The organism is Thauera sedimentorum (genome assembly GCF_014489115.1).
Taxonomy (GTDB): domain Bacteria; phylum Pseudomonadota; class Gammaproteobacteria; order Burkholderiales; family Rhodocyclaceae; genus Pseudothauera; species Pseudothauera sedimentorum.
Map to the genome: position 1 here is coordinate 65,094 of NZ_JACTAH010000003.1, position 12,690 is coordinate 77,783.

General features: G+C 62.4%; 11 protein-coding genes. 10 read left to right on the plus strand and 1 reads right to left on the minus strand.

The window, feature by feature from the left end; translation table 11 throughout:
• The 8 genes from IAI53_RS18495 (at nt 1) to gapS4b (ending at nt 5,538) form a co-directional block, all read left to right on the plus strand.
• Nucleotides 1–348, plus strand: a complete 348-nt coding sequence (locus IAI53_RS18495) for a thiosulfate sulfurtransferase GlpE (protein ID WP_222948402.1) — start codon at nt 1–3, stop codon at nt 346–348.
• A complete protein-coding gene (locus IAI53_RS18500; RefSeq protein ID WP_222948403.1) occupies nt 349–798 on the plus strand; it encodes an ankyrin repeat domain-containing protein in 450 nt (149 codons plus the stop codon).
• A 9-nt stretch (nt 799–807) separates the two neighbouring features.
• Complete coding sequence (locus IAI53_RS17625) at nt 808–1,167, plus strand: NifB/NifX family molybdenum-iron cluster-binding protein (RefSeq protein ID WP_187719541.1); 360 nt, start codon at nt 808–810, stop codon at nt 1,165–1,167.
• Complete coding sequence (locus tag IAI53_RS17630) at nt 1,164–1,538, plus strand: hypothetical protein (RefSeq protein ID WP_187719542.1); 375 nt, start codon at nt 1,164–1,166, stop codon at nt 1,536–1,538. The genes IAI53_RS17625 and IAI53_RS17630 overlap by 4 nt, the downstream gene beginning before the upstream one ends.
• Nucleotides 1,535–2,170, plus strand: a complete 636-nt coding sequence (locus IAI53_RS17635; RefSeq protein ID WP_225433401.1) for a glutathione S-transferase family protein — start codon at nt 1,535–1,537, stop codon at nt 2,168–2,170. Before IAI53_RS17630 ends, IAI53_RS17635 begins: the two co-directional genes overlap by 4 nt.
• A 181-nt stretch (nt 2,171–2,351) precedes the next feature.
• Nucleotides 2,352–3,437, plus strand: a complete 1,086-nt coding sequence (locus IAI53_RS17640; RefSeq protein WP_187719543.1) for a nucleoid-associated protein — start codon at nt 2,352–2,354, stop codon at nt 3,435–3,437.
• 2 nt (nt 3,438–3,439) lie between these two features.
• Complete coding sequence (gene gapS4a / locus IAI53_RS17645) at nt 3,440–4,375, plus strand: GapS4a family protein (RefSeq protein WP_187719544.1); 936 nt, start codon at nt 3,440–3,442, stop codon at nt 4,373–4,375.
• A gap of 2 nt (nt 4,376–4,377) precedes the next feature.
• Nucleotides 4,378–5,538, plus strand: coding sequence for a GapS4b family protein (gene gapS4b / locus IAI53_RS17650; RefSeq protein ID WP_432813932.1), 1,161 nt, complete (start codon nt 4,378–4,380; stop codon nt 5,536–5,538).
• 435 nt (nt 5,539–5,973) lie between these two features.
• Here the strand turns inward: gapS4b and IAI53_RS17655 are convergent, their stop codons facing one another.
• The gene (locus tag IAI53_RS17655; protein ID WP_187719546.1) at nt 5,974–7,317 is read right to left on the minus strand and encodes a sodium-dependent transporter; all 1,344 of its coding nucleotides are present in this window, start codon (nt 7,315–7,317) and stop codon (nt 5,974–5,976) included.
• 475 nt (nt 7,318–7,792) lie between these two features.
• Between IAI53_RS17655 and IAI53_RS17660 the strand changes: the two genes are divergently transcribed.
• Together IAI53_RS17660 and IAI53_RS17665 are read left to right on the plus strand one after the other, a co-directional pair.
• Nucleotides 7,793–11,374: an indolepyruvate ferredoxin oxidoreductase family protein gene (locus tag IAI53_RS17660; RefSeq protein WP_187719547.1), complete on the plus strand. Its 3,582-nt coding sequence runs from the start codon at nt 7,793–7,795 to the stop codon at nt 11,372–11,374.
• A 173-nt stretch (nt 11,375–11,547) separates the two neighbouring features.
• Nucleotides 11,548–12,600: a Glu/Leu/Phe/Val dehydrogenase dimerization domain-containing protein gene (locus IAI53_RS17665; protein WP_187719548.1), complete on the plus strand. Its 1,053-nt coding sequence runs from the start codon at nt 11,548–11,550 to the stop codon at nt 12,598–12,600.
• The last annotated feature ends 90 nt before the right edge of the window (nt 12,601–12,690 follow it).

The following is a 12,690-nucleotide window of genomic DNA, read 5'->3' on the forward strand; positions in this document are numbered from 1 at the left end:
ATGAGCCGTGCCGAACGTGTCCCCTTCCAGTGCCTGCCAGCGGCCGAGGCCGCCGAACTGATCCGCAAGGAGCGCGAAATCCGCATCTTCGACGTGCGCGACATGCCCAGCTACCAGCAGGCGCATGTCGAAGGCGCCATGCAGCTCACCGAAGATCGCGTGCCGCTGTGGGTGGGCAAGATCGCCAGGACCACGCCGGTGCTGATCTACTGCTACCACGGCAACGCCAGTCAGACCTTCGCGCAGATGTTCAGCGACTTCCGCTTCCAGCGCGTGTATAGCGTCGATGGCGGCTACCGTCCGCTGGCCGATGCCCTTGCCGGCATCCCGGAAACGGAGGGTGCCTGAGTGACGATCAGCAGCGAACTCCAGGCCTTCCTGGCGCAGTGGAACTACCCGCCGGACGACATCGATGCCCGCGGCCCGCATGGCCTCACCCCACTGATGCGCGCCGCCCTGCAGGGCGAACTCGCACCGGCCAAGGAACTGCTGGCGCTGGGCGCCGATGTGCATCGGCGCAATGACGACGGCAACACCGCGCTGTGGCTGGCCTGCGTGCCACGCAACGTCGAGCTGGTGCAGGCGCTGATCGCTGCTGGCATCGAACTCGACAACCGCAACGACGCCGGCTCCACCGCGCTGATGTACACCGCCTCCAGCAACCGCCCGGAACTGCTCAAGCTGCTGCTGGAGGCCGGCGCCGATCCGCAGGTACGTAATTTCGACGACATGCGCGCCGTCGAGCTGGCGTCCTCCCTGGCCTGCCTCAAGCTGCTGCGCCACACCCTGACCGAGTGAGGTGATCCCATGAGCGAACCGTTGCGGCTGGCGGTGGCCAGCAAGGAAGGCCAGGCCATCAGCGACCACTTCGGTCACGCCAGGCACTTTCGCATCTACGAAGTCAGCCCGGAGGACTGCCGCTATATCGAATCGCGCGACGTGGCGCACTACTGCCACGGCAACACCGGCAGCCAGAGCGCGATGGCGATGATCCTGGAGACCATCAAGGACTGCCGCGCGGTGTTCGTCGCCAAGATCGGCGACGGCCCGACCGAGAAGCTGGCGAAGATCGGCGTGAGCGCCGTCTCCAGCTACGCCTGGGAAGACATCGAACCCTCGCTGCTCGACTACGCCCGCCGCACCGCAGCCGGCGAGGTCGTGGCATGAAGACCGCCAGCGAGGTGCGGGACTGGGTCGCCAGCCAGGCGCTGACGCCCAGCGACGTCGATTGCGCCGTCACCGTGATGCTTAAGATCCTCGACGGCAAATGCAGGATGCGCCCGACCGAGAAGCAGGTGATGACTCATCTGTACCACGCGGTGCGTGAGCGGCCCGGCATCCAGCTGGGCGCCGACATTCACCGCCTGATCGCCCAGGCCGGCGCGCAGCCGGACGAGGCGATGAAGCTCACCATCTACGAGAAACGCGTGCTGGCGGAGACCATGATCTCCCGCCCGGTCATGAAGGCCTTCAAGGCGATGATTCGCGAGCAAGGCCTGCTGGACCCGCGCCACGACGCCGAGGAAGCCGACGCATGAACATGAAGCTCTACATGACCCCGGGCTCGTGCAGCACCGGCATCCACATCCTGCTGGAAGAGCTGGAGCAGGTGTTCGAGGTCTACCTGGTCAACCTGCTGGCCGGCGACAACCGCCGCCCGGAATACCTGGCGATGAACCCCAACGGCACCATCCCGACCCTGGTCACCCCGGACGGCAGCCCGCTCACCGACTGGCAGTCAATCGCCTGGTGGCTGGGCAAGCGCTTCGCCAAAGGCAAGTTCCTGCCCGGCAACGAGGGGGACCGCGAACTCTGCCAGTGGGTCATGGACATGGCCGGCAAGAAGATCCACGGCGACGGCTTCCCCCGCATCTTCGTCACCGACGCCTACACCCGCGACGAAGGCCGCAAGTCGATGATCCACCGCCAGGGCGAGAAGATCGTGCAGGTCGGTTTCGAGGAAGTGCCACCCAAGCTGGAAGGCCGCAAGTACGTGCTGGGCGAACAGCCCTGCATCGCGGACTTCGCACTGTTCTACGTGGAGTTCTGGGCGGACCGCACCGGCATCGCCCTGCCCCAGCCGCTGCACGCGCATTACCAGCGCATGCTGCGCCGCCCGGCCGTGCGCCAGGTGCTGTCGGAAGAGGGTTACGGGAGCATGTTTCGCTGACTAGGCCGATGGGGGCGTCGGAACGGCTGGAAATCGGCCATTGCCGTCGTTGGCTTTCTGTCGACAGTCAGGGCGGCAACGGATTGCTCAAAGGCCGTTCAACGGCAGCGGTCAGACCGGCACTGACTTGCATGGCACACAGTGAATGCGCACAACGGGACTCCCGTGCAGGCTTTCCACAGTGAAGTTGGCTGAACATGATGTTACATTTAGGACTACAGCATTACGTGGTTACCACAAGTCTGCCCAGGGGGAATCAATGCTAGATGTCAGTTCAGCAAGGGTCACGCACTGCGTGGTTCATCGAGTAGGAAATCGTCTGCGGGAAGAAGGGTGTGAATTCTCACAGCAGGAAGTGCGCGGGACTGCGGAATTGCGCGGCACGCTTCTTCGACACTATCTCACACCCCTTGCAAAATCAGGCGAAGACTTTGAGTTCTATCACGAGTCCGATATCAGCCTGAATGCCGCAAAGCATTTCTCTGCGCGAATACTGGCTGACGAAGAAAATTTTGTGAGCGTCAGCCAGAATATTGCGAAACACCTTTACTCGGCTTCGATGCATCCCAGCATTGCGGAGGGTGAGTTCATCGTAATTCTCTTTCAGGATGTGCGAGTTGACGGCATACCACATGCGGCACTGGGGCTCTATAAGATTGAGCAACGTGAGAAATTCTTTGATATAGAAAAATCAGACGATTCCATAAACCTCATAGAAATCAATGGAATTCCAGTAACCAGCATTCAAAAAGGCGCTCTGATTTTTGGAGACGACGTTGGCGTCTTCGTCAAAGAATCAGGCAGTCAGCAAACAAAGTACTGGGCAGAGCTTTTTCTGAAAGCGAGGCCAAGACAAACCAGAAAATCAACTTCCAAACTGGCCGCAGAATTTGTTAAGCAAGTCTGCTCAAGGATTGATATAGAGGCCGGAATGTCCTTGCGTCGAGATTTAGTTGACATTTTTTCCGCCAGTGCAACGGTCAACTATCGAGATGTGGAAGAGGTTTCTGAGCGATATCTAGATCGCGATGAAGTGAGTAGACTGACGCAGCAACTTGAGGATCATTCGGGCTTTTCGGCATTATCAGGAAGCGCACTCGATTCAGCGCTTCTCATTCGTCAAGCCAGAAACGTGCTCCGCCAATACCCCCTAGGCGATGGAATTGGCTTAACTGTCGCCAATCCCAAGGCTCGCTTGGAAAACTGCTCAATAAGTAAGACAAAGAATGGCTATCGGGCCATTATTGATATCGAACTTGGAGAATAGGAATGGCAGGGGAGAAATCAAAAAGCTCCGGTGAAATCGGAGAGAGTATCGCTGCAGGGCTTTTGCATCGAATTGGGTGGAAAAAAAGCTTAAAAAACGTTCCCATAAAATGTAACACGCCGACTCATAGGAATGAAAAGGGAAATCAAAGGACTAGTCACGGAGAGGACCAGATATTTCTGTACAACAATCCATTTCATGACGCAAGAACGGATGTGGTACATGTCTCGGTCAAGAACAAGATTGGCTCCTATCCTGCATCTGAGTCTGCATTAAAGCGAGAATTCAAAGAGCATCTAGCCGAGCTTCACGAGGTGATCGAGTGTGCCCGTTATAGCGAAGAAGTTTCTCAAGCGACCAAGGCATTCAAGGCGCGCAAGAAGGTCTCTCACTCCGGGCTCCTGATTTGGGTGCACAACGATGCAGAAGATATCGAGCGAGACATTAAGCCGATCTTGTCGAAAATCCGTTTGGAACAAGAGTCGGACGTCCCCATTTATTTGATCGACAGCGGGCGTGCGGGCTTCGTCATGAAGGTCATGGACGACATCGAGCGCCGCCAGAATGATTGGGCGTTCTTCTTCCCAGTCATTGGCACGGTCACTACTGTAGACGAGGCAAGAACTGGCGCATTTCTGCCTCTTGAGATAATTGCTTCGGACGTTCTGCCCATTGTTATGTACGAGGGCGAGAAGACAGAAATGATCATTTATGCAAATCAGGCATTCAGTACGGATGCGTACACAAAATTGATAGCCTATGGACTGAGATTTTGTACAGGCCTGGTTGCAACCATAAGAATCGGTATGCCGGATTATAATCCCGCGACCGATAAGGCGGCTGCAGATCTGGCGAGACTGGCCTTTTCAGACCGTAATGAAACGATTGAGCCTTTCTCTTTCAATCGCTCTATTTTGGCCCTTCTGAATGAGGCTTAGTCATGACCAAAGCTCACGCCATTGATCTCAAGTCCAGCATTGTGTCGGGCTCAGACCTCCGAATTCTCTTGGGAAGCGATCACCTTAGCTACGGAGAAATATACGTGGCACTCAAGGAAAAGGGGGTATTTGTTGGGAACTCCGATAAGGCAATAACTGTTCCACTTCTTTCTGCAACGCTTTTAACTCCGGATAATTTTACAAGGTTGATTGAAAGCAGTGTCAGTCGCGAATCGCAGCCAAAGGTTAAGGTAGCTGGCTTGGATTTGGTGGCAAAAGGGGTGGATTGGATTACTCCGCTGAAGAAGAGTCTCTTTGCTGAATCATTTGATATGCTAGGCGAGGCTTCGGGTGTGGATTTCGTTACCAGCCCAACCCTGGTTGTTGTCAATGCAGATAAAGTCACAATTCCATATCAGATTCAACGCCAAGATTTCAGCAAGGACTGGATTCAGCGAGAACTTAGCTTCGATGCGCAAGTAACGATTGAGCGTCAAGGGGGTGAGTTGAAGCTTGAGTTTACTTCAACTCATTCATCGAAGGAAACTGAAGTTGTCAACAAAAAGATCACATCGCGTATTGCAAAGGTGCTTTACGGCGAGAATCTCGTCAAGGGTGATGAGCCGATTTCGGTGACCTTTGGATTCTTAAACAATGAAGAGCGCATTAGGTACTTCAAGCGACTAACCGCAGGATATGGGGCTTGCTTACAGGCCGGCAGTGTAAATGATATAGACATTTGCCTGGACACCAACGGCCCCGCCTTGCCCGATGACCCTCAAATCGCTTGGATGAAACAAACGGTCCGGCGATTTAATGTGGATGGAGATAGGCTGAATGACATATTTCTGATCAACGACGAGAAATACTATAAGCATTACTATATTCTCCGAATGGATGTGACGTTTCCATTCGCAGTCGGACCGAACGAAGGCGAATGCCGAGTTTCCTTCTCGTTTAGTGGATCGAGGTCGGTTAGTCCTAGTTCAGAATTAGTATTTGAGGTTATGCGATGGGTGCACAAGAGCTCTCCAAATGCAGACGCAAAGAAAATTGTCTCTTCCGAGGTTCTCCATGCTCTTCGGTCGCTAATCGAGCAGAAACTCAACTTGGCGATTTCTGAGCGGGATAAGGCGCAAGACAGTACTCCTGTCGGAGCTTAGATTCTGGACCGACCTAGCTGACAGCTGCCTTCCCTATAGCGGCCCACTTCGTCCGACAACCCTTAGTACCTTTACGAAGGCACATGACTGTGGACTGGCAATATGAACCCCTGATCGAGCGGTATTCACACGGACTCAGCGGATACCGCAAGTTTGAGGAATCGGAGACTTGCCGCTCACTGGCGCTGAGTGTCGTGCTGCGGCTATCGGCATTACCGCCGCCGCTCAATCGCACAGTCTGTGCCAACAGCTGTGGCCGAGGAGCTTCCGGTTAGATCGCACTGCTTGCGCTCTACCCACTACCCGCCAGCCTTCGAGCAGACAACAAAAAAGCCAACCGCCTCCGGTTGGCTTTTTTTCTCAGCAGATGAAAGACCTGCTTGAACTCCGCGTGAAGCGAACGATGGAATCAACCCCACCGCCCGCCACCACGCCCTACAGATTGCCGACAAACACCGCCAGCACGCCAATCGGCGCAATGAAGCGGGTGACGATGCGCCACAGGGCGTAGCCACCCTCCGAGAGCTTCAGCTCGCGGCGCACGCTTTCCTGGTCCAGGCACCAAGCGGCGAAGACGATTGCGCCCAGGCCGGTGAGCGGCAGCAGGAACTTGCTGGTGAGCTGGTCGAGCAGGTCGAAGATGTTGAGGCCCAGCAGGGTCACGTCGCCCCACACGTTGAAGGACAGCAGCGCGGCGATGCCCAGCGCCCAGGTGGCAAAACCGGCGATCACGGTGGCGCCCACGCGGCTCAGCGGGGTGCGCTCCTCCACCAGCTCCACCACCGGCTCGAGCAGCGAGATGGCCGAGGTCAGCGCGGCGAAGGTGAGCAGCAGGAAGAAGATGGTGCCCAGCGCCACGCCACCGGTGATGTTGCCGAAGGCCAGCGGCAGGGTGACGAAGATCAGCCCGGGGCCGGCGGCCGGGTCCAGGCCGTTGGCGAACACGATGGGGAAGATCGCCAGGCCGGCGGCGATGGCGATCACCGTGTCCATGATCACCACGGTGCGCGCGGTGCGCAGCAGGTCCACGTCCTCGCCCAGGTAGGAGCCGTAGGCCATCATGATGCCCATGCCCAGCGACAGGGTGAAGAAGGCGTGGCCCAGCGCGGCCATGACCACGCCGCCGTTGAGCTTGCTCCAGTCCGGGTTGAACAGGTAGGCCGCCGCCTGGCCGAAGCCGCCGGTGGTCATGCCGTAGCCGACCAGCACCAGCAGCAGCACGCCCAGCGCCGGCATCATCAGCTTGGAGGCGCGCTCCAGGCCGCCGGCCACGCCCATCGCCACCACGCCCACGGTGAGCAGCATGAACACGCTGTGCCAGGTCAGCAGGCTGCCGGCGTTACCGAGGAAAGCGGTGAAGGCCGCGCCGGTGGCGTCCTTGTCCATGCCGGCAAAGGCGCCGGTGGCCGCATCGCCCATGTAGGACAGCGCCCAGCCGCCGATCACGCTGTAGAAGGACAGGATCAGGAAGGCGCCAAGCACGCCGGTGAAGCCGACCACCGCCCAGCTGCGGCTGCTGCCGTGCTTGGCGGCCACCTCGGCCATGGTGCTGATCGGGTTCTTCTGTCCGCGCCGGCCGATCATCCATTCGGCCACCAGGATCGGCAGGCCGATCAGCGCGATGCAGGCGAGATAGACCAGCACAAAGGCGGCACCGCCGCTCTGGCCGATCATGTAGGGGAATTTCCAGATGTTGCCCAGGCCGACCGCCGAACCGGTGGCGGCGAGCACGAAGCCCATGCGGGAGGTCCATTGACCGTGGGAATGTGCCTTGGCCATGTTCATCGCCCCCGCTTGCAGTCGACGAGACGGGCGGGTGCGAGAGAGGCCGCTGCACGGCCGGCGGAAATGCTTTGATGGATCACGAAGAGTCTCCTCCTTGTTTGGCTTGCGCTCGTGGCGCGGTCGATCAAGGGGAGCAGGCAGCGTGCACCCGCGGGGGTATGCCGCCCGGCCACGAAGTCCCGTCTCCACCTTGTCGTTTGTTTGCCCGCGGCTTTCGTGGGTGGGCCGCGGGGAGCGTCGATCGTATTTGCTGATGAGGGAAAAAATTTTTCTTATCGCACCCATAGAACCGCCGAATCAGAAAAATCTTTTCCCTCCCCGCTGCCTAGAGTGCGTCACTGGCAGTCCGCAGCAGAACGTTCCGCACCCGAACCGGACATCGACAACCCAACAAGGAGACAAGGCCGCCAGCCGCCGGCACGTGCGCCACAAGCGCCGCCCGCCGGGACCTGCGCGCCGCACGCATACCATGGCGAAAACACTTGCCCCCGCAGCCCTCGAAGACAAGTACACCCTGACCTCCGGCCGCGCCTACATGACCGGCATCCAGGCGCTGGTACGCCTGCCGATGATGCAGCGCATGCGCGACGCGGCCGCCGGCCTGAACACCGCCGGCTTCGTTTCCGGCTACCGCGGCTCGCCGCTGGGCAGCGTGGACCAGGAGTTCTGGAAGGCGAAGAAATACCTGGAACCGCAGCACATCGTCTTCCAGCCTGGTCTCAACGAAGACCTCGCCGCCACCGCGGTGTGGGGCACCCAGCAGGTGAACCTGGACAAGAACGCCAAATACGACGGCGTGTTCGCCATGTGGTACGGCAAGGGTCCGGGCGTGGATCGCAGCGGCGACGTGTTCCGCCACGCCAACGCGGCCGGCACTTCGAAGCACGGCGGCGTGCTGGTGATCGCCGGCGACGACCACGCGGCCAAGTCCTCCACCCTGCCCCACCAGACCGAGCACGTGTTCAAGGCGCTGATGATGCCGGTGCTCGCACCCGCCAACATCCAGGAGTACCTGGAGTACGGCCTGCACGGCTTTGCGCTGTCGCGCTACTCGGGCTGTTGGGTGGCCTTCAAGGCGCTGGCCGACACGGTGGAGACCTCGGCCTCGGTGGACGTGGACCCGTTCCGCGTGCAGACCGTGATCCCGGCCGATTTCCCGCTGCCGGCCGACGGCCTCAACATCCGCTGGCCCGATCCCCCGCTGGTTCAGGAAAAGCGCCTGGTGCACCACAAGCTCTACGCCGCGCTGGCCTATGCGCGCGCCAACCAGCTCGACCGCACGATGATCGACAGCCCCAACGCGCGCCTCGGCATCATGACCAGCGGCAAGAGCTATCTGGACGTGCGCCAGGCCCTGGAAGACCTGGGCATCGACGATCAGCTCGCCGCAGAACTGGGCATCCGCCTGTACAAAGTGGGCATGGTGTGGCCGCTGGAGGCCGAGGGCGTGCGCCGTTTCGCCGACGGCCTGGAAGAGATCCTGGTGGTTGAAGAGAAGCGCCAGTTCCTCGAATACCAGCTCAAGGAAGAGCTCTACAACTGGCGCGAGGACGTGCGCCCGCGCGTCATCGGCAAGTTCGACGAGAAGGGCGAGTGGAGCCTGCCGCACGCCGACTGGCTGCTGCCCGCGGCCAGCGAGCTGACCCCGGCGATGATCGCCCGGGTGATCGCCGCGCGCATCGCGCGCTTCCACACCTCGGACCGCATCAAGGCCCGCCTGAGCTTCCTGGAAGCCAAGGAAGCGGCGCTGGCCAAGCCGCGCCTGTCGATCGCGCGCGTGCCGCACTACTGCTCGGGCTGTCCGCACAACACCTCCACCAAGGTGCCGGAAGGCTCGCGCGCCATCGCCGGCATCGGCTGCCACTACATGGCCACCTGGCTGTCGCCGGAATCCACCGGCACCTTCTGCCAGATGGGCGGCGAAGGCGTGCCCTGGGTCGGCCAGGCGCCGTTCACCGGCACCCAGCACGTGTTCGCCAACCTGGGCGACGGCACCTACATGCACTCGGGCATCCTGGCGATCCGCCAGTCGATCGCCGCGAAGGTGAACATCACCTACAAGATCCTCTACAACGACGCGGTGGCGATGACCGGCGGCCAGCCGCACGACGGCACGCTGACCGTGCCCATCATCGCCCGCCAGCTCGCCGCCGAGGGCGTGACCAATCTCGTCGTGGTCACCGACGGCACCCCGCGCGCCTACGGCCCGTCCGACCTGCCGCACGGCACGCCGATGCGCCACCGCGACGAACTGGACGCGGTGCAGCGCGAGCTGCGCGCGGTGCCGGGCGTCTCGGCGCTGATCTACGACCAGACCTGCGCGGCCGAGAAGCGCCGCCGCCGCAAGCGCGGCAAGTTCCCCGACCCGGCCACCCGGGTGGTGATCAACGACCACGTGTGCGAAGGCTGCGGCGACTGCAGCGAGAAGTCCAACTGCATGTCGGTGGCGTCCGTCGAGACCGAGTTCGGCCGCAAGCGCACCATCGACCAGTCCTCGTGCAACAAGGACTTCTCCTGCGTGAAGGGCTTCTGCCCCTCCTTCGTCACCATCGAAGGCGGCAAGCTGAAGAAGGGCAAGGCCGCCGGCAGCCCGGCGGACGCCTTCGCCGCCCTGCCCGACCCGCAGCTGCCGGCCACCGCCGCCCCCTGGGGCATCCTGGTCACCGGCGTCGGCGGCACCGGTGTGGTCACCATCGGCGCGCTGCTCGGCATGGCCGCCCACCTGGAAGGCAAGGGCGTGAGCGTGCTCGACATGGCCGGCCTGGCGCAGAAGGGTGGCGCGGTGTGGTCTCACGTGCGCATCGCCGACCGTCCGGAGCAACTGCACGCGGCGCGCGTCGCCGCCGGTGAAGCCAACGCGGTGATCGGCTGTGACCTGGTGGTCGCCGCCAGCGACGAGTCGCTCGCCAAGATGCGCGCCGGCCACACCCGCGCGGTGATCAACAGCGACCAGACCATGACCAGCGAGTTCGTCCGCGGCTTCGCCGCCCAGGCGCGCAGCGGCGACGTCGGCGCCAACCCGGACCCGCAGTTCCCCACTTCGCCGATGGAAGGGCAGATCGTGGACGCGCTCGGCGCGCAGAACGTCGAGTTCCTCGACGCCAGCCGCCTGGCCACCGATCTGCTGGGCGACTCGATCGCCACCAACCTGTTCATGCTCGGCTACGCCTGGCAGCGCGGGCTGGTGCCGCTGTCGCGTGAGGCCATCCTGCGCGCCATCGAGATCAACGGCGCCGCGGTGGAGGCCAACAAGGCCGCCTTCCAGTGGGGCCGCCGCGCCGCGGTCGACCCGGAGGCGGTGCGCGCCGCGGCGCGGCCGCAGCTCGGCACCCCGGCGCACCACAAGCTCTCCGCCAGCCTGGACGAGCTGATCGCGCGCCGCGCCGCCCACCTCACCGACTACCAGGACGCGGCCTACGCCAAGCGCTACACCGCGCTGGTCGAACGCGTGCGCAAGGCGGAAACCGGCGTCGCGCCGGGCATGAGCCTGCTCACCGAGGCGGTGGCGCGCGGCTACCACAAGCTGCTGGCCTACAAGGACGAGTTCGAGGTGGCACGCCTGTACACCCAGACCGACTTCCTCGCCCGCATCGAGGAGCAGTTCGAAGGCGACTACAAGCTGGTCTTCCACCTCGCCCCGCCCACCCTGGCCGACAAGGACGCGACCACCGGCGAACTGAAGAAGAAGACCTACGGGCCGTGGATGCTCAAGGCCATGCGCATGCTGGCGCGCTTCCGCAGCCTGCGCGGCGGCCTGCTCGACCCCTTCGCGCGCAGCCACGACCGCAAGCTCGACCGCGAGCTGATCGCCGACTACGAGCGCATCGTCGAGGAAATCATTGGCGGGCTGGAACAGTCGAATCTGGAAGCGGCGGTCGAGCTGGCCAACATCCCGGACCGCATCCGCGGCTTCGGCCATGTGCGCGAGCGCTACCTGGCTTCCGCACGCAAGCGCCAGGCCGAGTTGCTGGACGCCTTCCGGCGCAAGGAAGCCGCGCCCGGCAGCGCGCCGCAGAAAGCCCGCAAGACCATCGCGGTGCTGGCTGGCTGAACGCCCACATCGCGGGCAAGCCCGCTCCTACCGTAGGAGCGGCCTTGGCCGCGATCACCACCGCCACCCCGGAGCAAGCAAGGATTTACCGGCAGCCGGACAGGACGTCGCGCCACAAGCGCGACGCCCCACCCGACCGCCACCACCCCCACCAAGGAAGGAGACACAAGACCATGGCCGTATTTTCCCTGAGCGATTTCGCCGACCACGAACAAGTCGTATTCGTCAGCGACGACAAGAGCGGTTTGCGCGCGATCATCGCCGTGCACAATTCCAACCTCGGCCCCGCGCTGGGCGGCTGCCGCATGTGGCCCTACGCCACCGAGGAGGAAGCGGTGCGCGACGTGCTGCGCCTGTCGCGCGGCATGACCTACAAGTCCGCGATGGCCAACCTCAAGCTGGGCGGCGGCAAGTCGGTGATCATCGGCAACCCGCGCACCCAGAAGACCCCGGAACTGCTGGCCGCCTTCGCCCGCGCGCTGGAGAACCTCTCCGGGCGCTACATCGCCGCCGAGGACTCCGGCACCAGCGTGGCCGACATGAAGTACATGTCGCAATTCACCAGCCATGTGGCGGGCGTGCACGACAAGCCCGCCGCCGACGGCAGCACCCGCAGCGGCGACCCCTCGCCGGCTACTGCCTGGGGTACCTTCGTCGGCATCAAGGCCGCGGTCAAGGAGCGCCTCGGCCGCGATTCGCTGGACGGCCTGAAGGTGGCCATCCAGGGCGTGGGCAACGTCGGCCACCACCTGGCCGGCCACCTCAAGGAGGCGGGCGCCCAGCTGTGGATCACCGACATCCAGCGCGACAACCTGCTGCGTACCGCCAAGGAGTACGACGCCACCGTGGTCGCCCCGGAAGCCATCTTCGGCCTGGACGTGGACGTGTTCGCCCCGTGCGCGATGGGCGCGATCATCAACGACACCACCATCCCGCAGCTGAAGGCCAGCGTCGTCGCCGGCGCGGCCAACAACCAGCTCGCCGAGTCGCGCCACGGCGCCGAGCTGATGCGCCGCGGCATCCTCTACGCGCCGGACTACGTGATCAACGCCGGCGGCATCATCGACGTGTACTACGAGCGCGTGGGTTACGACGAGGCCACGGTGACCGCGCACGTCGCCGGCATCTACGACAACCTGATGGAGATCTTCGCCCGCGCGCGCAGCGAGGAGCGCCCGACCGGCGAGGTGGCCGACGTGATCGCGGAGGAGCGCTTCCGTCGCTGAACCGCCGCCGCGCATGAAACGACTACGGCGACCCCGCGGGGTCGCCGTAGTCGTATTGGCGCGCCGCGATGCTCGCGGCGCAGGGACAAG

Bases quoted from the DNA above. Each gene is read 5' to 3' on its own strand.
- IAI53_RS17625 (WP_187719541.1), top strand. From the start codon at position 808: ATGAGCGAACCGTTGCGGCTGGCGGTGGCCAGCAAGGAAGGCCAGGCC.
- gapS4b (WP_432813932.1), top strand. From the start codon at position 4,378: ATGACCAAAGCTCACGCCATTGATCTCAAGTCCAGCATTGTGTCGGGC.
- IAI53_RS17635 (WP_225433401.1), top strand. From the start codon at position 1,535: ATGAACATGAAGCTCTACATGACCCCGGGCTCGTGCAGCACCGGCATC.
- IAI53_RS17660 (WP_187719547.1), top strand. From the start codon at position 7,793: ATGGCGAAAACACTTGCCCCCGCAGCCCTCGAAGACAAGTACACCCTG.
- IAI53_RS17655 (WP_187719546.1), bottom strand. From the start codon at position 7,317: ATGGCCAAGGCACATTCCCACGGTCAATGGACCTCCCGCATGGGCTTC.
- IAI53_RS17665 (WP_187719548.1), top strand. From the start codon at position 11,548: ATGGCCGTATTTTCCCTGAGCGATTTCGCCGACCACGAACAAGTCGTA.
- gapS4a (WP_187719544.1), top strand. From the start codon at position 3,440: ATGGCAGGGGAGAAATCAAAAAGCTCCGGTGAAATCGGAGAGAGTATC.
- IAI53_RS17630 (WP_187719542.1), top strand. From the start codon at position 1,164: ATGAAGACCGCCAGCGAGGTGCGGGACTGGGTCGCCAGCCAGGCGCTG.
- IAI53_RS18495 (WP_222948402.1), top strand. From the start codon at position 1: ATGAGCCGTGCCGAACGTGTCCCCTTCCAGTGCCTGCCAGCGGCCGAG.